The organism is Shewanella sp. SW24 (assembly GCF_025653395.1).
Taxonomy (GTDB): Bacteria; Pseudomonadota; Gammaproteobacteria; order Enterobacterales; family Shewanellaceae; genus Shewanella; species Shewanella oncorhynchi.
Map to the genome: position 1 here is coordinate 50,374 of NZ_JAKKSH010000015.1, position 23,153 is coordinate 73,526.

17 protein-coding genes, 1 pseudogene and 1 riboswitch are annotated in these 23,153 nt (G+C 47.3%); of the genes and pseudogenes, 14 read left to right on the plus strand and 4 right to left on the minus strand.

Annotated elements, in window-relative coordinates:
• Positions 1-24: 24 nt before the first annotated feature.
• Positions 25-843: an AraC family transcriptional regulator gene (locus L5M17_RS13660; RefSeq protein ID WP_173244669.1), complete on the plus strand. Its 819-nt coding sequence runs from the start codon at positions 25-27 to the stop codon at positions 841-843.
• Positions 844-963: 120 nt separating this feature from the next.
• Here the strand turns inward: L5M17_RS13660 and L5M17_RS13665 are convergent, their stop codons facing one another.
• A complete protein-coding gene (locus L5M17_RS13665) occupies positions 964-3,501 on the minus strand; it encodes a glycoside hydrolase family 15 protein (protein ID WP_263148119.1) in 2,538 nt (845 codons plus the stop codon).
• 148 nt (positions 3,502-3,649) lie between these two features.
• Positions 3,650-5,311, minus strand: a complete 1,662-nt coding sequence (locus L5M17_RS13670) for an MFS transporter (RefSeq protein WP_263148120.1) — start codon at positions 5,309-5,311, stop codon at positions 3,650-3,652.
• Positions 5,312-6,201: 890 nt separating this feature from the next.
• Between L5M17_RS13670 and L5M17_RS13675 the strand changes: the two genes are divergently transcribed.
• Together L5M17_RS13675 and L5M17_RS13680 are read left to right on the plus strand one after the other, a co-directional pair.
• Positions 6,202-6,495 carry a YciI family protein gene (locus tag L5M17_RS13675; RefSeq protein ID WP_263148121.1) on the plus strand — a complete coding sequence of 98 codons (294 nt, stop codon included), beginning with the start codon at positions 6,202-6,204 and terminating at the stop codon, positions 6,493-6,495.
• A gap of 211 nt (positions 6,496-6,706) precedes the next feature.
• On the plus strand, positions 6,707-7,714 hold the full coding sequence (locus tag L5M17_RS13680) for a class I SAM-dependent rRNA methyltransferase (RefSeq protein WP_263148122.1): 1,008 nt from the start codon (positions 6,707-6,709) through the stop codon (positions 7,712-7,714).
• A gap of 105 nt (positions 7,715-7,819) precedes the next feature.
• Here the strand turns inward: L5M17_RS13680 and L5M17_RS13685 are convergent, their stop codons facing one another.
• Positions 7,820-9,982 carry a glycoside hydrolase family 97 protein gene (locus tag L5M17_RS13685; protein WP_263148123.1) on the minus strand — a complete coding sequence of 721 codons (2,163 nt, stop codon included), beginning with the start codon at positions 9,980-9,982 and terminating at the stop codon, positions 7,820-7,822.
• Between the two features lie 255 nt (positions 9,983-10,237).
• Here L5M17_RS13685 and L5M17_RS13690 point away from each other — a divergent pair.
• The 3 genes and pseudogenes from L5M17_RS13690 (at position 10,238) to L5M17_RS13700 (ending at position 12,576) form a co-directional block, all read left to right on the plus strand.
• Positions 10,238-11,054, plus strand: a pseudogene (locus tag L5M17_RS13690) (tRNA (adenine(22)-N(1))-methyltransferase).
• Between the two features lie 285 nt (positions 11,055-11,339).
• On the plus strand, positions 11,340-11,870 hold the full coding sequence (locus L5M17_RS13695) for an NUDIX hydrolase (RefSeq protein WP_028759835.1): 531 nt from the start codon (positions 11,340-11,342) through the stop codon (positions 11,868-11,870).
• Positions 11,871-12,060: 190 nt separating this feature from the next.
• Positions 12,061-12,576: a tRNA-uridine aminocarboxypropyltransferase gene (locus L5M17_RS13700; protein WP_411568942.1), complete on the plus strand. Its 516-nt coding sequence runs from the start codon at positions 12,061-12,063 to the stop codon at positions 12,574-12,576.
• 162 nt (positions 12,577-12,738) lie between these two features.
• Here the strand turns inward: L5M17_RS13700 and trhA are convergent, their stop codons facing one another.
• The gene (gene trhA / locus L5M17_RS13705; protein ID WP_263148126.1) at positions 12,739-13,422 is read right to left on the minus strand and encodes a PAQR family membrane homeostasis protein TrhA; all 684 of its coding nucleotides are present in this window, start codon (positions 13,420-13,422) and stop codon (positions 12,739-12,741) included.
• A gap of 493 nt (positions 13,423-13,915) precedes the next feature.
• Between trhA and L5M17_RS13710 the strand changes: the two genes are divergently transcribed.
• From L5M17_RS13710 to L5M17_RS13745, 8 genes are all read left to right on the plus strand, one after another.
• The gene (locus L5M17_RS13710; RefSeq protein ID WP_263148127.1) at positions 13,916-15,298 is read left to right on the plus strand and encodes a hypothetical protein; all 1,383 of its coding nucleotides are present in this window, start codon (positions 13,916-13,918) and stop codon (positions 15,296-15,298) included.
• Positions 15,299-15,465: 167 nt separating this feature from the next.
• A riboswitch (TPP riboswitch) is annotated at positions 15,466-15,564 on the plus strand.
• Between the two features lie 201 nt (positions 15,565-15,765).
• Positions 15,766-17,889 (plus strand): phosphomethylpyrimidine synthase ThiC, encoded by a 2,124-nt coding sequence (thiC, locus tag L5M17_RS13715; protein WP_263148128.1) that lies wholly within the window; start codon positions 15,766-15,768, stop codon positions 17,887-17,889.
• Positions 17,890-17,891: 2 nt separating this feature from the next.
• Entirely contained in the window at positions 17,892-19,805 is a 1,914-nt protein-coding gene (gene thiE, locus L5M17_RS13720; RefSeq protein ID WP_263148177.1) for a thiamine phosphate synthase, read from the plus strand.
• The gene (locus tag L5M17_RS13725) at positions 19,798-20,700 is read left to right on the plus strand and encodes a HesA/MoeB/ThiF family protein (RefSeq protein WP_263148129.1); all 903 of its coding nucleotides are present in this window, start codon (positions 19,798-19,800) and stop codon (positions 20,698-20,700) included. Before thiE ends, L5M17_RS13725 begins: the two co-directional genes overlap by 8 nt.
• A 1-nt stretch (position 20,701) precedes the next feature.
• Entirely contained in the window at positions 20,702-20,905 is a 204-nt protein-coding gene (thiS, locus tag L5M17_RS13730) for a sulfur carrier protein ThiS (RefSeq protein WP_131524081.1), read from the plus strand.
• Position 20,906: 1 nt separating this feature from the next.
• Complete coding sequence (locus tag L5M17_RS13735; protein ID WP_263148130.1) at positions 20,907-21,671, plus strand: thiazole synthase; 765 nt, start codon at positions 20,907-20,909, stop codon at positions 21,669-21,671.
• Positions 21,668-22,783: a 2-iminoacetate synthase ThiH gene (gene thiH, locus L5M17_RS13740; RefSeq protein WP_263148131.1), complete on the plus strand. Its 1,116-nt coding sequence runs from the start codon at positions 21,668-21,670 to the stop codon at positions 22,781-22,783. Before L5M17_RS13735 ends, thiH begins: the two co-directional genes overlap by 4 nt.
• A gap of 102 nt (positions 22,784-22,885) precedes the next feature.
• Positions 22,886-23,149, plus strand: coding sequence for a chemotaxis protein (locus L5M17_RS13745; protein WP_105252574.1), 264 nt, complete (start codon positions 22,886-22,888; stop codon positions 23,147-23,149).
• Positions 23,150-23,153 lie beyond the last annotated feature (4 nt).

Sequence of the window (23,153 nt, forward strand, 5' to 3'; positions counted from 1 at the left end):
GGTTTGGCGTTTTAAGAAGGTAATATGTCAAAGTATGTTCCTAAAGCGACATTGTTAACACCCAGTGATGCGGCGTTTATCATAGATGCCAATCGGCCCGTGCTGACCCATACTCGCAATATGGCGGCGGAAGCGGGCATCGAACCTCACTCGCACCCGCGGGGTCAGCTACTTTGGGCCGCCAAAGGCTTGTTACGTGTTCGCAGTGAAAATGCCGTCTGGGTGGTACCCTCAACCCATGCGGTATGGATCCCCTGTAATTTGCCCCATCAAGTGAACAGCGAAACCCACGCCCACACTCGTAATATTTATATTGACCCTAGTTATGGCGTTAGGCCACAGGATACGCAAGTGGTGATGGTGACGATGACAGCGCTGATGCGTGAATTAGTGCTTAAACTTTGTGAAAGTTCACATCTTATGGACAGTGGACAACTGCATCGGCTGGGTTTGGTTGCCATCGATGAGCTTCAAACTCTGGACAGTCTGGATGCCCATTTACCTGCTGGCTCAGATCCAAGACTCAGCCGCTTGATCCAAACGCTGATCCGACGTCCAAAAGTGAGTTACTCACTGACCGAGTTAGCCGAAATGGGCGGCGCGAGTGTGAGAACTATTGAGCGACTATTCAAAGCTGAAACTGGGCTTACTTATCGACAATGGCGACAAAGATTTCGTTTGTTAAATTCGCTTGAGAGCTTAAGCCAAGGGGAGAGCACAACTATGGTGGCCCATAGTTTAGGTTATTTGAGTGTCAGCAGTTTCAGTGCCGCTTTTAAAATGCAATTTGGTTGCACGCCGCAAGATTACCCGCAGCATAAGCCTATGAAAAGCGGGCGCTAAATCAGGCATCATAAAACCGTCTATAAAAAAGCTAGAACAATATCTAGGATGCTGTTCTAGCCTGCAATTTATCAAAGTGTCTTAAGCTAATGCGCTATTTTAATTGGCTATTTCAACTTGTCATTTCAATGCCGCTGGGACGATAGGGTAATAATCCCAGACTTGGCCATCGGTCATTGAGCGCACCAGTTTGATGTATTCTGCATGGGTCCAGGCGAGCGGTGTGGCAGAATTAGTGCCTTGTCCGAGTTGGTAATGATAGCGGGTGGCATCGCCGACACCGTCCCACGCTTGCTCGGGTAACATCATGCCCGCATTCGCAAAGGTTTCCATGCCTTGCACATAGGTGTTGATCAACTGCAGCTTGGTTTGCTTGGCATTATTGCCAGTTAGCTCGCCTTTTGCTTGGGCGAGTGCTAATTCAAAATGACCGCGCTCGCCGGTGAAGAAGGGCCAGACTCGGCCGCGTTGATCGGCGCTGTTGCTGCCGGATTCTGCATAGTTTTTGCCAGAAACCGTATCCTCACCGTAGCCGTCGTTGCCATAACGTCTAAAGCCTGAGATGGTGCTGCCATCTTTGGCGGTAAACACGTATTTTATGCGTAGGTTGTGCTCAAGCTCTGTATTATCAATCAGTTGAAGGCTTTGATTGATGAGCTTGTCAGTTGCACCGCGCACGCCATAACGTACCAGTTCTAAAAATCCGCCATCGAGGATCTGACGTTGATCTAAACCTTGCTTACCGTTATTTGCCGCCAGTGTATCGCTAGTATTTGGCTCGCCATTCGGGCTTAAACGTAAATAGTAAGGCGCGCTGACATCTGCGCTGTTTTTCAATAGGCCTTGGGTGGTGACTAAGTGTTTTTCTAAACTATGACTTAAGTCTTTGGCGGCGGTAAGATAACGGGCGCTTGAAGTAATATCTTTAGCTTCTTTGGCGATGTCACTCGCGGCAACAAGACCGGCAATCACTGCGGCCGTTGTCGAGGGGGAGTAACCCGCTTGTTCTTCCCAACGCTCTTGCTGGGTTTTGGGCGGGGTGATTTGAGTGTGATTCCAATCCAGATTGACGTCACCGCCGCTGATCAAAAAGTCCGCTGCACCTTTGAGCATCTCTTGATACCAGTGACTGATCTCATCAGGGGTGAGTACGCCCGCTTGCCAGAGTTTCCAGCCGAGCATGATAGGCATGGCGGTTTGATCGAGCTGTACACCGACCCATTCAATTTGGCCATCCACATGGGTCTTTTGCAGGAACCAACCTGGCGTACCTGTATAGCCGGGCGTCTTTTCGGTCACTTGCACTTTTTTCAGGTATTCGAAGGCCACTTTGGGCGTTTGCGTGTCACCCATGGCGAGGAATGCCATGGCGCATTGGTAAAAGTCGCGCGGCCATACTGCTTTATAGCCAGTGCTCGGCACGGCTGCCGAAACCGTATCGCCCCAAGGGTTTGAAAGCGAAGCGATCAGTGCGCCCGCATAGGTTTTATCTTCCTGCGCTTTCAAGACCATAGCGCTGGTATACAGCAGCTTGCCGTTATCTGTGGTGTTGTTAGCCATGTTAGCGATGGCGGGCAGTGAGCTTAGGTAACCCTGCCAGCCTGCATTGTAATGGCTGAGCACAGCATCATAACCTGCGGCCAAGCTGGCATCGGCATTGGCTAAACTCTGTGCTTCATCTTTACCAAAACCGATGGCGAGATTAAAGGTGACGGGTTTGGCTTTGATGAGCGTAGGGTAACTCGCGGTAAAGGCGATATTGCCAACGGTCGATTTATCTTGCGCACTGGTCGTTTGATAGGGCGTATCGAGTTTGCCGTTATCGGCCAAATCGGCTAGGCCATCGGAGACGCCGACAAAGCCAGTCGTAGCCTGCACAAAATTCAGATCGGATTTTACCGTCATTACGCTACTGTCTTTGGCGGCGGTATAGGCCACCAGCGACTGATTCTTTGTATGAGTGTCGATGCGGCCGATATCATTGGCGCCCGCGTTATCGATATGCGGATTGACATACAAATGCGGTGTAATGCCGTCTTCAAAGGCAGTAAAGGTGACACGCATCATCAAAGTGTCGCGGTCTGGATCGGTAAAGATATGCTTTTCAATCTGATACTTACCTTCAACATCTTTATTGATAATTTTATAGGCAAGGGATTGTGGGCGACCGTTAGCATCTGTATCTAAATATTCTATGCTGCTGATGGTGTTCTCTTTTTCGGTATCGACAAAGCCATTACCTGTGACCACAAATTGCAGTTCTTTGAGCTGCGCATTATGGATAAGACCATACATGGTTTCGGTTAAAATACCTTGGGCGAGGGAGAACCAAACGCGGCTAATGGGATTTTGCTTAGCATCTTGATATTGACCTTGGGTATAAGGCTCGTAAGACGTCCCAATACCAGTTTTACCCGAAAATGCCCAAGTCGGCGCTTTACCCGGTGCGCCGGGCGCAACCCGCTGCACATTTGGCGCGGCATTCACACTTGTGGCAGTTGTTGCTGAATTCGATGTGGGTGAACAGGCCGCTAACCCTATTATCCCTAATAGGCTTGCGGCGACGGCAAGCGCTAGGCGGCTGTGTCTTGTTAACGCTTGTGTGTGACGGTTTTGGCTGGTGTGCAGATCCTGCTGCGGCGTAGGACTCGATTCCATCTCGTTCTCCCCAAATAATGGTTTTATTTTTATAGTGATTGAATTGATAAAGATATTTTATGCTGCTGTGATTAGCCGAGTGACCGAATTCACCGCGCTTAACATGCATTTCTGCATGTCGCCTAATGTGTATCGTTGCTATAAAGAGTTAACTTTTATTTGTTAATTTGTCTGTGGCTTTCGTGATTAAGTGAGTCTTGCGGTTCATCGCTGTACTTTGATTATTTGGGTTATTTTGTTCGACAACGTCTTGGTCGACAAATAATACGGCAATACCTGCGCACATCATCAAGACGCCACCTGTGATCAGTGCATAAATAGGTTGACCATCGAACAGACCATTGAGCACTAAACCCAGCACACTGGCGGCAAGAAGCTGCGGGATGACGATGAAGAAGTTAAAAATCCCCATGTAAACGCCCATTTTTTGCGGGGGTAACATGCTCGACAACATGGCGTAGGGCACAGATAAAATTGACGCCCACGCGATACCGACACCTATCATAGGCAGCCATAACAGGCTTGGGTCTGTAATAAAAAAGAAACTAATCAAACCTATACCACCACAGAACATATTGACTGTGTGGGTCAGCTTGATGCCAATACGCTTAGCCAGCATAGGAATAAAAATCGCGGCAATGGCGGCAAAACCATTGTAGGAGGCGAACAGTACGCCGACCCAATCTGCGCCGTCGTTATAAGCTTGGGACAATACATCGCTGCTGCCAAAATGGTAAGACGTCACGGCGGCTGTGGTGTAAATCCACATGGCAAACAGTGCGAACCAAGAGAAAAACTGCACGATCGCCAGTTGATGCATGGCTTTGGGCATATGGAACAAGTCATCGACCACGCTAAATACCATGCCGAGCTTATTGCGTTCAGCGGGTTGTGAATTGCCCAAACGCAGCGCGCAATATAGTTGTAATGGGCCAAAGGCGAAAATCCCTAAGCTTAAGATATACAGTTGTTTATCTAAATCCTGCGCCCAAATAGCGAAGGTGAGCAGGGCGCCGAGACCCATCCACACGATGGAGGCAAATTGATAGTCCTTGCGGGTACGAGTGCGGGCTAAAGTTTCATCTTCAGCATCGACTTGTTTTGCGTTAAAGGCGGCTAATTCTTCAGGGGAATATTCTCTTGACGATACGACAGTCCAACTGACGGCGAGCAATAATACTGTGCCGCCAAAATAGAAGGCATAACGTACTGAATCGGCAATTTCACCTGCTGGTGCAGTATTCGCAACATCAAAAAAGTGAGTCAAAATATAGGGTAAGGCCGAAGCCACCACAGCGCCAATACCGATGAAAAAGCTTTGCATGGCATAGCCTTGAGTACGTTGGCTTTTCGGTAAATTGTCACCGACGAAGGCGCGAAACGGCTCCATGGCGATGTTGATCGAGGCATCCATGATCCATAACATGCCTGCGGCAATCCACAGGGTAGGCGAGTGCGGCATGATAAAAATGGCAAGGGTAGTAAAAATCGCGCCAATCAAAAAATAGGGGCGACGACGGCCAAGGCGACCCCAGGTGTTATCACTCAAATAACCAATAATAGGTTGAACCAATAAACCCGTTAGCGGCGCGGCAATCCACAGTATGGGGATTTCATCGATAGAGGCCCCTAAGGTTTGAAAAATGCGGCTGACGTTGGCATTTTGCAGGGCAAACCCAAATTGAATGCCTAAAAAACCGAAACACATATTAAAAATTTGCCAGAAACTCAACTCAGGTTGTTGCTTGAATGCATGCGGCAACTGAGGTGCTGCGGCTTGATGGGGATCTTGCTGGTAATTCGAAGACATTGAACTTCCTTTCTGTTGCTGGCAGTCGTTCTGCCTTGAGTGCTTATTGTTTTAATTGTTTTGCCTAGCAATGGATTGGCACTGTACTTTGCTTTTATGTGGTGAGCTATTTCATCACAGCCAAGAGCATACAATAAAAGCTAAGAGTCAGATTCATGGCTTATTCATGGTAGTTTCGCGCATGCCATGAATGAGTGTACTCTGTGAAAAAATGGCGAATATACTCCTCCCTCAGAAGCATATTCGCCGATAAATTCATTTCAAATTTGGGCTAACACCTTAATTCAAAGGGGTTAGCCCAAGTGAGTGGCCTAAAGCCAGTCAGCAGAAAGAACTTAAGTCTGATAGCAATCCTTGTATGTAACCCTATCAGAAACGACCTCACAGATTTCAAACCCCACAAGCAGAGGGTGAAACGAGCGGATTTATAGTAGCCTCGGCGTAGATTTTTGCACAACTGCTTACATACGTATTCATCATGGCTCAGTAACTGGATGGAAACATAGGTGTAACGCATCTAGACGGTTTATCAATAGCTATAGGCTTGCTGGAATGCTCAAATAACTCTCTAATCTTGTTAGAATACTTGATGATCAGTCATTGCATTATTTTTTAGAAAAAAGGGTATTGTTATTGCGGATGTTAACTGAGTGATAAAATCAACCGCAGCATAACTGACGGCGAGTTAAATGCACTTAATAAGAGTCAGCATGCAATAAATATCCAGTACGGATGCCGATAGCTTGACTCGAAAGTCGCGCACTCTGCACTATGATAATAGCCAGCTTAGATATGGTGGGATCAGATAGGTACTTAGCTTATGATGATCGCCAGATTAAGCGTTTTTCGTTCGATTATTTTAAATTTTTTCAGTTGATTAAAGGATCCCTATGTTTGTTGTCTCGCTTACCTATAAAAAGCCAATTGCAGAAGTGGAGTTACATTTAGCCGCCCATATTGCTTATCTTGATGAGTATTATGCCGCAGGGACTTTTGTCGCCTCGGGTCGTAAGGTGCCACGTACCGGTGGCGTCATCCTCGCCAAGGCTGAAAGTCGTGCGGCGCTAGAGGCTATTTTGCAGCAAGATCCTTTCAGCATTGCCGATGTTGCTGAGTTTGAGGTGATAGAGTTTGTGCCGACTAAAACGGCGCCAGGGTTAGAGCCGTTGCTTGAAGTGATTTAACCCACATCTTTGTTTGAAAATTATTCCGTGTACATAGTTATAACAGGCTTGGCGGGTTGGGGGACATAGAGTTCCGCCCATTTGGGTGTTAGTCGGTGTTTATGCTGTTTTCGGGGCGAACTTTTCCGATATTCTGCGACCTAGTTTGGTATTATGCCGTTTTCCATCTTGAAACCTTACGCAGGTTTCCGCTGCGCGAGTCCCGCTTTTTATGTCTATTCAAACGCTGTTATCGACGGCTCTGGCGAAACGCCATGATTTTTTACAACAAGCTGAACAGGATCAAACCGATTGTTTTCGGGTGTTCCATGGGACAGTCGAAGGCGTCAGTGGCTTGAATGTCGATCGCTACGGCGATGTTTGGCTAGTGCAGAGTTTTCATCAAACCTTAACCGACGAAGAGTTGGTTGATGTCGGCACTGTTTTGTTGCAACAGGCCGATTTGCCTATTGTGTATAACGATCGTTCTTTAGGCCATTCCCGTGTATTGAATGCCTTATCACCCGCACTGACAGAGATTGCGAGTTCTGAGCGAGTAATGCAGGAAAATGGCATTAAGTTCAGCACTAAACTGCGCCACGAAGGACAAGATCCGCTGTTATTCCTTGATATGCGCATTGGCCGCGAATATGTGCGGGCACACAGCCAAGATAAAACTGTGCTGAATTTGTTTTCCTACACCTGCGGCATTGGTACTGCGGCAGCCATCGGCGGTGCAACTCAGGTGATGAATGTTGATTTTTCTTCCTTTGCTTTAGCGACGGGCAAAACGAATGCGGCATTAAATCAGGTGTCGAATGTATGTGAGTTTGTGCAGAGTGATGCGTTTCCGGCATTGCGCCAATTGGCAGGCTTGAGTGTGGGAGGGCGCCGCAATCAAAAATTACCGAGTTATCCCAAATTGGCGCAAACCCAGTTTGATCTGGTGTTTCTCGATCCGCCGCGTTATGCCAAGAGTGCTTTTGGTATTGTCGATTTGGTCAATGATTATCAAGGTTTGTTTAAGCCCGCATTAATGGCGACCAAAGTCGGTGGCACTATCGTTTGCTGTAACAATGTGGCGAAAGTCGAGCGCCAAGCATGGTTCGACAGTTTAGTGCGCTGTGTTGAAAAACAAGGTCGTACAGTCACTACGCACACTTGGCTCGATCCCCATGAGGATTTCCCTTCGTTCGATGACAATCATCCACTTAAAATAGTGGCGCTGACGTTAAACTAATCGGGTCATAATAAACACAAAGGGCGCTTTTTAGCGCCCTTTGTTTATGGTGACTTTTGTTTATAGCGACTTTGTTGCTCGCAACAAAGTCGTTAAAGCACTTTATTAAAGTACTTTGAATCTGATTGCCGTGCCGCCACTGCTGGCGAGTGTGAGGTTTAGGCTATCTTTAGCACTCACCTCTTTGGTTTCAATCACATAATCATAGGGATTGGTTTTCCAATCGGCCTTTGAACCATCGCGGTAAATTTGTGCTTGATAACGTTTATTCGGGGAGAGGAAATCCAGTTTGACCGTGACCTTGCGTGCGGTTTCATCCGTGAGTGCGCCTAAGTACCAATCACCTTGATCCTTCGCTTGGCGAGCAAAGACCACATAGTCACCGACTTCACCGGCCAGCGCGACACTTTGATACCAATCTGTGGGCACATCGCGGATAAATTGGAAGGCATCTAAGTGCTTTTCATAATTGCGCGGCAGATCCGCTGCCATTTGGATTGGGCTATAGAGCACAACGTACAAGGCGAGCTGTTTGGTCAATGTGGTTTGCACACGATTTTCAGCATCCAACCCCTTGGGCGCTAAGTCAAAAATTCCCGGGGTAAAGTCCATTGGACCCGCAAGCATGCGGGTAAAGGGTAACATGGCCGTATGTTCAGGGCTGTTTGGTGGGCTACCCCAAGCATTGTACTCTTGGCCGCGGGCACCTTCGCGGGAGATCCAGTTCGGATAGGTTCGGCGCAGGCCTGTGTCTTTAATCGGCTCGTGGGTATTGATACTGATGTGGTGTTTCGCTGCTTCAGTGACATTGTGCAAATACTCACCGACCATAAATTGGCCGTCGTGCCACTCGTGACGGGTAATGCCTTTGTCATCTATGCGCTTGATCTGGCCACCATCGGCGACATAGCCCGTTTTGACTTGAGTAACACCATGCTGCTCATACAGGGCGAAGGCATCTGCCATTTGCTCGCGATAATGCGTGACTGAACCTGCGGTTTCATGGTGGCCGATTAAACGTACATTTTGTTTTGCTCCGTATGCTGTGATGGCGGGCAGATCGAAATCAGCATAGGCCTTAGTAAAGCTAAATTGGTCGCCGTTGTGGAACCAGTCGCCATCCCAACCTTCATTCCAACCTTCTACCAGTACGCCATCAAACTGATATTTAGCGGCAAAATCCATATAACGCTTTGTTTCACTGGTGGTTGCGCCATGGGTTGGGCCCGAGCCCCAGGTATTTTCGTTTAAGTGCATTCCCCACCAAATACCGACGTATTTCCCCGGTTTTACCCAAGTGACATCGCCGAGTTTATTGGGCTCGTTGAGGTTTAGGATGAGGTGCGAATTGAGCAGCCCAGTTGCTTTGTCGGCAATTTGAATGGTGCGCCACGGCGTATAAAAACCCACTTGAGTTTTGACGCGAATACCATCGGACCAAGGCGTGAGATCGGCCTTAAGCTTGCCATCGCGCTGTTGATCTAAGGTCATGGCGGCAAAGTCCACCAAGGCGGCCTCGTGGATACTTAAGTGTGTACCGTCAGTGAGTTTAAAGGTGAAGGGGGTATGGGCTCTATCGACGTCTTTAAGCGCTGTGGTGCGATATAAATATTCGTAGCGATTCCAGCCGCGGGCAGGGATCCACCATGCTGTGGCTTTATCGCTCTGGCCGACATTGAACTCGGTTAACTCGTCAGTGATGGATAGCGGTGAATTGGCGGGTAGGGCGGTTTGCTCGGCTAAGTGATAGCGAAAGCCAATACCATCGTCAAAGGCTTTAAATTCGACTTGGAGTTGTACCTTGCCATTACTTAATACCGCAGTCAGTTGATTGTGTTGATCGCGGATCCATTCCTGCTCGCCCCAGGGTTGTTGCCACTTTTCATCGGCACTTTTTTTATCGCTGCTTTTTATCTGTAATCCTTGGCCGAGTTCGCCAAGGGATTGAAAAACTAAGCCTAAGCGGCTCGGTTCTATGACTGTCTTGCCGTGAAAATCGATTTTATATTCGGGGCGGCCAGTATCATCACTCAAGCTGATTTGAATTTGTTGGTTGGGTGAGCTGACGGTAACGGTTTTGGCAAATACGTTGGCACTAAAAAGACTCGTGACCGCAAGGGCGATAGCTGTAGGGCTTAATAGCGCTTGCGATAGCTTTTGTCGCGATGAGCACTGGCGAGTGTGGCTGTTTGTTAAGTGGCAGTCTGTTACGTGACGGGCAGTTAAGTCGCTGCGAGTGAACTGAATAGGGTTGGTCTTGATGAACATTCCTTGATCCTTGTTTTTATAATGAATGTGACTCACAGCATACTAGTGGCGATGGCTTTTTAACCGCAACGGCCTGCATACGTATTCACCACATTAAGGCGTGTCGTAACAGACGTGACGAGAAGCACTTTGAGGGCACGAACAAAAGATGTGGTTTGCTTTTGACTCGGGTAAACTGCGCGCTTTCTTTTTGCTTAAAAATGCAATTTAGCGTGGGATTTACAGCATTTGGAGCCGCAGCAGTAAGGTCAAACCGTGAAAATTAGCCAACGTTTACAACAGATAAACAGCATGATCACTGGTCATTACGATCATATTTGGGATTGCTGCTGCGATCATGGTTTGCTCGGTATGCTGTTGTTAAAAAGGAATGTTGCTCGCCAAGTGCATTTTGTCGATTGTGTGCCTTCGCTAATGCAGGCGCTTGAACTGCGGTTGCAGCGTTTCTTTCCCGCAGAGATATCAGGCCTTAATCCCAATTTAGCGCCACACTCAGATCCAGACTTAAACCCAGACATAGACTCACAGTCAAACCAAGAACCAAACTCAAACTTATATCGTCATACTCAGTGGCAAGTGCATTGTCTCGATGTTGCAGCTTTACCGCTCGGGCAAACCCGTGTCCAAGATAAACAGTTGATTATCATCGCTGGTGTGGGCGGTGAACTGCTGGTGGACTTAGTGCGGGCAATCTTAGTTCAACACCCACAGCGGTACCTCGAGTTTATTTTGTGTCCCGTGCATCATAATTATCACGTTAGGCAATCACTCTCAGCCTTAGGGCTAGGGCTTAAGTCGGAACACTTATTGGAAGAGAATCAACGTTTCTACGAAATCCTCCACGTCAGCACAATCATAGATCCAAATGGTCTGCCTATCACTGCTACGGGGTCGTTAATATGGCAGACGTTAGATGAAGCAAACCTGCCGCGAGCACACCGCTACCTGTCGCAGGTGATTGGACATTACCAACGCATGCCGGCGCACAAGCAAACTCCTGAAATTATTCACGCCTATCAGCAACAATTGGCCCAGCTCTTGAGTGAGTATGAGTGAGCTTGAATGTTCTTGAGCATTTTTGCCGCTTGGGCATTACGCTGAGAACTAAGATGAGAACCAAAGATGAGCAGCTAAGATGAGGATCAGGAGAAAGAGCTGATGCATCGCGATCTCGTTGTTAATATTATGGGTAAAACGATTTTAGCATAAACCGTTAACAATCAATCTTGTAATCGTTAAAACCAATTAATCACTCGGACTGGACTGAGTGTGATTATTGCCTCTGTGGCAGTTTTTGATCTGCATTTGGCGCATTTTCGTTTATGCTGCGACTCCTTTTCGGCAAATGGCTACGACTATGCGTTTATTGAGAACCACCCAAGATCCAGCGGTTAACTTACAGACGGCACGCGTTTTTTATCGCAGAGCTGCCCGCGCGATAGTGTTATCGGGTGAAGACATTTTGCTACTTTATACCCAAAAATACCGCGACTACAGCTTACCCGGAGGTGGAATTGACGATGGCGAGAGTCTCGAAGATGGACTGATCCGCGAGCTTCAGGAAGAAACCGGCGCCTTAGATATTCAAGTGTTAGCCCCCTTTGGTCGTTACGAAGAGTTTCGACCTTGGTACCGTGAGGGGGCGAACGTGGTGCACATGGAGTCATTCTGTTATGTGTGCCGTATCGACACCACCTTGGGCGAGCGTGGTTTAGGTGAGACTCGATTAGAAGCCCACGAGATTAAAAATGGCATGCGGCCTGAATGGCTCAATATTCATCAAGCAATCGCCCATAATGAAGATATTCAGCGTAATCATCCCCATAAAGGCCAATCAATAGAGCGTGAAACTTTTCTGCTAAAAAAGATAGTGTTGGAATTTTTTTAAGTTTTATCATTTTTAAATCATAACTTTAAACTATGATTTTATTTCATGTCAAACTTAGTTTTCTTGGTTTATTGGCGATTGAACGCCGTTATTTTAACCTGATTTTTTAAGTGGATGTGCTTCGAGTCTGTGCCTGACTCAGTGGATGTTTAAGACAATTTCTCACTCTTTTGCCGCAGCAGGGAAGACAATGCAGATTATTTTATTGACCCACGAACGCGAGTTAACTCGCAAAACGAATACTGGCCAACTTGCGTTAGCCGCATTCCCTGAAGAGGTGAAAAGCATCGTCTGGTCGAGAACGGCACCTGATAAAAATTTAGTGGCAATGCTAGCATCCCAGCAAGCCAAGCTGTTGTTTCCTGCAAGTGATACTGAGCCAGCGCTCTCGAACGCACAAACGTTATTAGCACCAGCGCAATCCACACTCATAGCAACACAACGAATGCCTAGCCAAGTGGTGATTTTAGATGCGACCTGGCAGGAGGCGCGTAAGATGCTGCGCCAGAGTCCCTATCTCAAAACAGCCGCACGGATTAGTTTGCCGCCACTTATGCCTGAATCGGCCTTTATACTGCGGCGTAATCAGCAAGAAGGAGGCTTGTGCACTGCAGAATGCATTATTGCGCTTTGGCGCCAGTGTGGCAGAGCAGAACAAGCGACGCTATTAGCGTCGCTGTTTACTGAATTGAATAGCCGTACTTGATAGCGGTGTTTGAGAGAGTGTTGGCGGAAGTGCTTGAATAGATAATTAACGACTATTAGCTTTAACCCTTATATAAACCACCGTCAGTTGAATCACCATCTGTTAAGTCATAGTCATTTAATTCAGAGCCAGTTAAATCACCATCTGTTAAATCATAGTCATTTAAATAACAGTCAGATAAATACACAGAAAGTGGTTCATGGCACCGCCGAGCACAAACAAATGCCAAATGGCATGGTTGAATGGAATGCGTTTACCGACGTAGAATACAACCCCTAAGGTGTAAAATAAACCACCTAAGATCAATAGATTAAACCCTACTTCTGACATCGCCGCTGTTAAATCGCCCATCACAGTGACACATAGCCAACCCATAGCGAGATACAAAACTAGGCTTAACTTTTTGAATTTGTGAATAAATAACGTCTTAAATAGGATCCCACCAATTGCAAGCGACCAAATGGCCGTTAAAATCACTATCGACTGCGTGCCTTGTAAGCTTATCAGCATCAAAGGTGTGTAAGTTCCTGCAATTAAACAGTAAATAGCGCAGTGATCGGCGATCTTCAGTTTATGTTTCCAGCCTGAATGGCTAACGCTGTGATATAACGTCGAGCATAGGAAAAGCACTATGATGCTCGCACCATAAATGGTTACGCCCGTAAGTTGAATTGGCGTTAGGTGATCTTGACCTTTAAGCAGCATGAGCACCAATGCCACAATCCCCGCAATGACACCTAGGCCATGGGATACACTGTTAGCGATCTCTTCTTTGATACTATATGGTCTAGATTTTACCGGGTTTTTAACTGTGTTTGGCTGTTCGGTAACACTTTGACTCGACATGGTAGATACACACTCGTAAACGATAATGACTGAGTCTATCAGTTAGAAAAATAAATCACCATATTTAAGCGTACACTTGTAAGCTTAAGTTTATAGTTGGCTTCTATTTTTCATCTTTTAGATTTTTAACGCCGTCTTGCACTCCCATCAGTGCATCGCATTGATGATGCTACTCGCTTCAAGACGTGAGATTTACATTCAATTTAGCGCGATAGTGAGCTCAATTCCCAGCCTTATTTATCTTAACTGGCAAGTGACTTATTAAGCACTGGCGTAAAGTACTGTGCTTGTAGCAGGTTGCATTCGCATTGAACTTTGCTCTGTTTGCCTCCTCTAATCTGCGTTGAGCGCTCGTAAGTAAATGCAATTATTGGGTAATTCGCTTTCAATATTCACCAACCCGATATTGGATTGATATTGAATTAGAGTGCAATCGTTCCACGTTAAGCATCATTGAAATCAATGGATACTATACAAAACCTAAGGATGGATTTTGCCTTTTCAACATCAACCCAAGGCCGCGCCTTTATTGACAGCATCTCCTACAGCGATAGCGATTGGAGATGATGCTGATAGTGCTTTGCTGATTTCGGCCACATCGCCAGAAGGTGAGACTTTTATCGCATTTGATCATCACCTCGGTGAACTGGATGCTGCTCAAACGCCTGTTTTTACCACTAATGCGGAGCCATTAGCGTTCAATAGCGGTGCAGGCTTTTTAGTCACTGAGCATGACACCCAAGCTATAGACCAAGAGCAAGCCCAAGATTTGGTACTGCAAGAAATCCGTGCTGAACATCAAGATCAAGATAAATTGGTTTCTGAATCTGAATCTGAATCTGAATCCAAACCTGAACTGTCTAGGACGATACAAACTAGTGCTCAGGGATTGGGGACGGGATCCGTTTTGCGTGCTCTTCAGCCGTATTTCAAAGGATTCAGTTTGTTATTTTTTGTGCTCTTAGTGCATGCGTGTTTATTTTTACTTATCTGCATTTTGTGGCGCCCGCAGTTAAATCCCTTTGGATTGAAGGAAATAGAAAGCCGTGGCCCTAAAGTGACAGCGATCAAGGCTTACTTTATTTATGCTCCCGCAGTAGAGAAAGCCGAAACCTCGGAGTCCAAAACTGAGATCAAGGCCGAGGATAAGACTGAAGCGACAAGTTCTGTTACGCCTACAATTGTTCCCACACCTCAAACTCAAGTGAAGCCTCTGCCAATACTTGAAAAGGTCATGCCTGAAACAATAGCACCCGAAAAGGCCGTCTCTGAAAAAGTAGAGTCGGAAAAAGTGAACCCAGATACGGTTAAACCGAACATCACTCAATCGAGCCAATCTCAATCAAAGAAAACTCAATCAAGTGCCCAAAGTGAAGTACAGCCCGCGGAAGTGACGGCAAAAAAACCAACTAATACGCTTGATACCACAGAAATGAAGCCGCAGCTTGGCGCTAAGAGTTCGCCCGCAGCAGAAGGTGAGAGCACAATAGCGACAAGCTCAAGCATGAGTTTATTCACTCAGCAATATTTTGAACGTCAGCGCGAGCAAGCGCTCGATGATCTCGTCATTGAACAGGCCGATAAGTTCACCCGGAAATCGAATATGAGTGAAATGAGCCCAGAGATGGAAGTGTTATTTGTCCCTAACGCCGATGATTTCGGTGGCACGACGAGTCTGGATTTACCCTTAGATCCAAATCGGATTGTGCGTAAAGGGGATATTTGTTATCGCGTGGTACAAGTCGGCACTCAAGTTAATCCTAACGCCGAAAATTTAGGTTTTCCCATTAACTGCAGTGGCAAAAAAATCAATCAAGCTATTAATGATGCCATTCAATCTCGATTAAACAAAATGATGCTCAAACCCCATAAATAGTGACTTTCTTTTATGATTTATTTTCATTCTAATTATGGATTTTTTAGTTTAATTTTATTTAATCAATTAAAAACAATTAATTATGAATCTTTATTTTGGATTGGTGGTTAAGGTTTTTAATTGCTTTTTTCCTTGTTTGTTGCTGCCACTTCTGTCTATACTGCGCACTCATCTTGTCGGAGTGCCTCTTGGCTGAGACCGTTTATTCGGGATCCGTTGAACCTGATCAGGTTAAAACCTGCGAAGGAAACAAGCGTAATAACACACATTAAATCGCTAAAATAGACGGCTTGAACACCTGTTTACTCAGCAGTGTTTTAAGCCTTAATGTTTAGATTTAATCGTTATTGAGCAGGGTAACTCAATTTTTGAAGCCAGTGTTGGCCACAAAAGTTGATTGCCATGTCCAGCTATCAACAACTCAATTCTCCAGACAAGCAACTCCATTTTTTAACGTGAGATTGCTTATGTCCAGTTCAAACCTAAACCCAGCTGTAGCTGCCAATGCGATAGAAATCACAGCACCAGAATCGACAATCCCTAATAAATCGACAGTGCCTAATAAATCGGCTGAGTCTAGTCAATCAATCGTGCCTAAGGCGCCGAGTCGCCGCGAAACCCGTGCGCAGTCCCAAGCCTTTATCGATACGTTAGCGCCACTGCAACATCCTAATTCACAAAAGATTTATCTCGAAGGTTCCAGTGCCGATATTCGCGTTGGCATGCGGCAAATTCTGCAGACTGACACATTTGTCGGCGGTACTGATGATGCGCCTATCATGGAAAAAAATCCGCCAATCCGCGTGTATGATTGCGCCGGACCTTATTCCGATCCTGAGGCCGACATCAATGTGCGTCTAGGCCTTGGTAAATTAAGACAAAACTGGATCCTAGCCCGCAACGACACAGAGCAATTATCCTGCGCGACCTCAGACTTTACCCAACAAAGACTCGCCGACGACGGTTTAGATCATCTGCGTTTTGAGGCAGGCTCGAGTGCCATTGTCCGCCCACGCAGAGCGCTGCAGGGCAAACGAGTCAGTCAATTACACTATGCCCGTCAAGGGATTATCACGCCAGAAATGGAATATGTGGCGATCCGCGAGAACATGGCACTTGCGCAAGTACAGGATGAAATCCTCAATCGTAAAGCCAAGGGCGAAGCCTTTGGTGCCTTAGTCGGCGAACCGATTACCGCCGAATTTGTCCGCGCCGAAGTTGCCCGTGGCCGCGCGATTATTCCGCTGAATATTAACCATCCCGAAGCCGAACCTATGATTATCGGGCGTAACTTTCTGGTGAAAGTGAACGCCAATATCGGTAACTCGGCGGTGACGTCTTCCATCGAGGAAGAAGTGGAAAAGCTCGTCTGGTCTACCCGTTGGGGCGCAGATACGGTAATGGATTTATCCACGGGTCGTTATATCCACGAAACCCGCGAGTGGATCATCCGCAACTCACCAGTGCCCATCGGCACAGTGCCGATTTATCAAGCGCTGGAGAAAGTGAACGGCGTGGCAGAGGATTTAACGTGGGAAGTGTTCCGCGATACCTTGATTGAACAAGCTGAGCAAGGTGTTGATTACTTTACTATTCATGCTGGTGTGCTGCTGCGTTATGTGCCGATGACGGCTAAACGTGTTACTGGGATCGTTTCTCGCGGCGGTTCAATTATGGCCAAATGGTGCCTGAGTCATCACAAGGAAAACTTCCTCTACAGCCATTTTTGTGAGATCTGTGAGCTTTGCGTCGCTTACGATGTATCCCTGTCTTTAGGTGATGGTATGCGTCCCGGATCGATTGCCGACGCTAATGATGCAGCCCAGTTTGCAGAGCTTGAAACCTTAGGTGAGCTAGTCAAAATCGCGTGGGAATACGACGTACAAACCATTATCGAAGGGCCGGGACATATCCCGATGCAGCTCATTAAAGAGAACATGGACAAGCAGTTAGTTCACTGCGACGAGGCGCCGTTTTACACGCTTGGCCCACAAATCACCGATATCGCACCTGGGTATGATCATTTCACCTCCGGCATAGGCGCGGCCATGATTGCTTGGTATGGCTGCGCTATGTTGTGTTACGTCACGCCAAAAGAACACTTAGGACTACCGAATAAACAAGATGTTAAGCAAGGTTTGATTGCCTATAAGATTGCCGCCCATGCTGCCGATGTGGCAAAAGGTCATTCGAGTGCGCAAATTCGTGATAATGCGCTGGCAAAGGCGCGGTTTGAATTCCGCTGGGAAGATCAATATAACTTAGGGCTCGATCCTGAAACCGCGCGTGCTTATCACGATGAATCTTTACCGCAGGAATCCGCTAAAGTCGCGCATTTTTGCTCTATGTGCGGCCCTAAATTTTGTTCGATGAAAATCACCCAAGATGTTCGCGCCTATGCCGCTGGCTTAGAGGCGGCACAAGCGAAGGCGGAGCAAGTTGAAGCGGCTGCCCAAGCTATGCAAGTCACAATCAAGACGCCGCAGGAGTTGGAAGCGGCAATGGCGCTAAAATCGGCACAATTTGCTGCCTCGGGCGCCGAGATTTATCACGTTAAAGACAAGCTCGTCGCCGAAGCTGAGGAAGCCTAATGATGCTGGGTATTCATGGGGGGAAATTGCCCATGAATACCGAGCGCCCCGCGTTTGTCTGGACTATAGCCGGTTCAGACAGCGGCGGCGGTGCCGGTATTCAGGCGGACTTGGCAACGATTCAGGATTTGGGCTGCCACGGTTGCAGCGTGATCACCACAGTGACGGCGCAAAGCTCAGTGGCGGTCACTTTAGTCGAGCCCGTATCAGCGGCGATGTTAATGGCTCAGTTGACCACTTTACTTTCAGACTTGCCACCCAAAGCGATCAAAATCGGCTTACTGGCAGATCAATCTCAAGTCGCATTGCTGGCAGATTGGATCGCGAGTTTTAAAATCCACTATCCATCAGTGCCTGTGATTGTCGATCCTGTGATGGTCGCCAGTTGTGGTGATGCATTAGCAGTAGATAACAGTCAGGATATAAAAAGTACGGCTAAATCAGCCTTAGATTTTAGGCCTTTCAAAGGTTTAATCGAACTTATCACGCCCAATGTGCTTGAACTTGGGCGGTTAACTCACAGTGATGTTTCGACCAAATCGCAGTTCGTTGCTGCAGCACAGGCTTTATCCCAGAGTTTAGATTGCAGTGTGCTCGCTAAAGGGGGCGATGTGAGCTTCGGCAGCACTGACATTCTTGCTGATACTCATGCTAAAACTCACGATAACACTCATGCTCAAACTCAGGCTAATGTTCATGTTAGCACTCTCGATAGCAACGGCTGGGATTTTGAGCTTGCCGAGGATTATCTGGTTTGCCATCAAGTACGCGCTAGCTCTGAGCTGCATCAAAATGGGCGTTTCTGGTTGGCAAGCCCGCGGGTTAATACCTGCCATAACCATGGTAGCGGCTGTACTTTGTCATCGGCCATTGCCACCGTGTTAGCGCAGGGTTTTGTATTACAAGATGCGGTGGTGGTTGCCAAAGCCTACGTGAGTCAAGGCTTAAGCGCGGCGATTGGTTTAGGGCAAGGTCCAGGGCCGTTGGCCCGTTCGGGTTGGCCTAATGATTTGTCAAGCTATGCGAAGATAAGGCCGTGTGATGGCATTGACATTGACCAAGACAGCCATGCTGGTCATGACTTACCCGAAGCGGTTCTGGTGAATACAACCTCGACGCCAGCTCAAAATATTTTATCCCACGGTTTTAAAGTGCTCGATGCCGATCTTGGTGTTTATCCCGTGGTGAGTGACTTAACCATGCTGGAGAGTTTGTTAGCTGCGGGCGTTAAAACCGTACAGTTACGGATAAAAACCGATTCAAGCGAGTCAACCGCTGCAGTGTTAGCCGAATCTGATTCAGGTAAGTCTGCGCTAGGTAGATGTGAGTCAGGCAAATCTAAGTCAGGCGAACCTGAGTTAATTGGCTCTGAATTAGAGGCAAAAATTCAAACGGCTATTGCCTTAGGCAAGCATTTTAATGCGCAGCTTTTTATCAATGATCACTGGCAGTTAGCGATAAAATACCATGCCTTTGGGGTACATTTAGGCCAAGAAGATCTCGCCGTTACCGACTTAGCGGCCATTCAAGCCGCGGGACTCGCGTTAGGTCTATCCAGCCACAGTTATTTCGAGTTGCTATTGGCGCATCAATACTCGCCATCCTACATAGCGCTTGGGCATATATTCCCAACCACGACGAAGCAAATGCCTTCTGCGCCCCAAGGGCTCGCAAAACTTAAGCACTATGTGGCGTTACTCCAAGACCATTATCCCTTGGTCGCCATTGGCGGCATCGACTTAGATAATCTGGCAAAGGTGAAAGCTACTGGGGTAGGCAATATTGCTGTGGTGCGCGCAATAACGAAAGCTAAGGATCCGTTAGCAGCGTTCGCAGAGCTGAGCCAAGCTTGGGAGCAATGTAGCTTGTCTGAAGAACTGGCTGTAAAGCATAAGTTGGTTGCAAAGCATGAGTAAAAAACCACCGCTTTCTCACGCAGACGTTCTCAGCGACGGAACACAAAGCGCTCATACACTCAGTGATGCTGATTTCATCCGCTATTCTCGGCAAGTCTTATTGCCAGAAGTCGGTGAGGCAGGGCAATTACAACTGGCCGACGCCAGCGTTGTTATTGTAGGGCTTGGCGGTTTAGGGCAATTGGCGGCGCAATATCTGGCCTGTGCAGGTATTAGTCGCTTGACCTTAATCGACATGGATAAGGTTGAAGTTTCGAATCTACCAAGACAATTGCTATTCACCGATGCCGACATTGGACTCAATAAGGCGCGAGTTGCCAAGCAAAAGCTTAAAGGCTTAGCGCCGCAGTGCACTGTTACTGCCCATGAAACAGCATTTAGTGCTGAGACATCAGCTCATCACTTCGCTGAGGTTTTACAATTAAAACAACAGGGTAAAAGAGTGCTCGTGCTTGACTGCACTGATAACTTTGCGACTCGCCAATCCATTAATCGCTGCTGTATCGAAGCTGCTTTGCCTTTAGTCAGTGCATCAATCGCAGCATTTAGCGGTCAATTGTTTGCAGTCAATCAAATGCAGCTCCCCTCTGGCGGTTGCTATCACTGTATTTTCCCCGCACAGACAAGAGTGTCGCAGAGCTGCAGTACCCAAGGTGTACTCGGCCCCAGCGTGGGCGTGATGGCGTCAATGCAATCTTTGGTGGCTATACAACTCTTGCTGAGTGTGGACAGCGGTTGTGATGAACCGAAAAATGCCTTGTTGGGGCGTTTTTGGCGCTTCGACGCTAAGTCACTTGCATGGACAGCTGCGGTATTAACGCGGGATCCCCACTGTGACGTGTGTGGTCCCAAAGGGGCTTATCTATCATCAAATAAAGATAGTCTTGAGGTTTGATATGATTTTAATTCACATAAACAATATCCCGCAGTCGTTATCTGAACCGACGTCACTCGCGGCTGTGATCCTCGCGCAAGATATAGCCCTCGATTCGGTTGCTATCGTGTTGAATGCTGAGGTGGTTCCGCGCAACCGCTGGCAATCTATTCTCTGCCAACATGAAGATAAATTAGAACTTTTCTCAGCTGTAGCGGGAGGCTAGTATGTTAAAGATTGCCGATGTGGAGTTTGAGTCGCGGTTATTTACAGGAACGGGAAAGTTCAGTAATAGCCAAGTGATGATCGAGGCAATAACGGCCTCGAAATCGCAATTAGTAACTATTGCGATGAAAAGAATTGATTTTAAAATGGGGCTTGATGATTTACTCACGCCGTTACGTCAAGCGGGTGTCCGGCTATTGCCTAACACTTCGGGGGCGAGAAACGCCAAGGAAGCGGTGTTTGCGGCTGAGCTTGCCCGTGAAATGCTGGGAACTCATTGGATTAAGCTCGAAATCCACCCCGATCCTAAGTACCTGATGCCCGATGCAATTGAAACCTTAGCAGCGGCCAAGATTCTCTGTGATAAAGGTTTTATCGTGATGCCCTATGTGCATGCCGATCCTGTGCTGTGCTGTCGCTTGGAAGAGGTGGGCTGCGCTGCTGTTATGCCACTGGCGAGTCCGATTGGCAGTAATCAGGGTTTAGTCACTGAAAGCTTTTTAAAAATCATCATAGAGCAGTCGCGGGTGCCAGTGGTGATCGATGCCGGTATTGGCGCGCCTTCACAGGCTGCGCGGGCAATGGAGCTGGGCGCCGATGCGGTGCTCGTCAACACCGCCATCGCCAGCAGCGCGTCGCCGATAGTGATGGCCGAGTGCTTTAAGGAGGCGGTGCAATGCGGCAGACGGGCCTTTGAAGCAGGGCTTGGCCGAGTACAAACGGGCGCGGTACAGACCAGTCCTCTGACAGGATTTTTAAACCAATGAGTTTTGTAGCGGAATTTGCCAACATCCCACGGGATAAACTGTTACTCGATTTGTATTCTTGCACAACCCAAGATGTCGAGCGGGCGTTAGTGAGTCCGGCAGGGGATTTGCGCAACTTACTGGCTTTGTTATCACCTGCGGCAGAGCCTTATATCGAAATCATGGCACAACGTTCAGCGGCGCTTACGCGGCAGCGATTTGGCGCGAATCTTGGCATGTATTTACCGCTATACGTCTCTAATCTGTGCGCTAATGAATGTGATTACTGTGGTTTTAGCATGAGTAACAAACTCAAACGCAAAACCTTGAATGAGCAGGAGTTGATGGTCGAGATGGCCATTATCAAAGATAGGGGGTTCGATTCGATTTTACTGGTGTCGGGTGAGCATGAAACTAAGGTTGGTATCGATTACTTCAAGCAGATTTTGCCATTGGTAAAGCAGCAATTTAGCCATGTGGCGATGGAGGTTCAGCCCATGAGTGAGGACCATTATTGCCAGTTAGTCGCGCTAGGTTTAGATGCTGTGATGATTTATCAGGAGACCTATCAGCCCGAGACTTATGCTCGTCACCATTCCCGAGGTAAAAAAATGGATTTTGCCTATCGTTTAGCAACACCGGACAGAGTTGCGGCGGCGGGGGTCGATAAAATTGGTCTTGGGGTGTTACTGGGGCTGGATGATTGGCGTTTAGATGCGTTAATGATGGGATATCATCTTGACTATTTAGAGCGTCGCTATTGGCGCACTCGCTTTAGTATTTCGCTGCCAAGGTTAAGGCCTTGTACTGGCGGGATCACCCCAAAAGTTATGCTATCGGATTTAGGTTTAGTACAAATGATTTGTGCATTTAGACTTTTTAATCATCAGCTTGATATAAGCATGTCGACAAGGGAAAGCCCTGAGCTGAGGGATAATCTTTTACCACTTGGAATTACTCACATCAGTGCAGGTAGTTCGACACAACCGGGCGGCTATCAAGCACCCGACAGTCAACTCGATCAATTTGAGATAAGCGATGATCGCAGCGTCGAGCAAGTCATCGAACAGATGCAACGGCAGGGTTTTAATCCCGTATTTAAGGATTGGGAAGCCAATTGGATCACAGGATAAATAAGACTGTAAATAAATGGTGAGAATGCGGATAAAACCTGTACTTTTGCAGGTGATTGGTCAATAATTGACCCATTAATCACAGCGTGCAGGAATACCGTTATGCAAATCCAATCTGCTTATTCATCCGGTCTGCAAGGCTTGCAAAGTGCTCAATCTGGGCTCACTCAAGCAACAATAGATGTGGCTAAACCTACACCGACTCAAAGTGCGGCTCCGGCTGAATCTACAAGAGATGTTGCGCAGCCTGATAAAACCTCGGCATTACTTACCGCTAATGAGTCATTAAGACAAGGGGAAGCGTCAACAGAAGTGATTGAAACTGATTCTGAAACGATAGGTTCGATCATTAATATTAAGGTGTAAATAT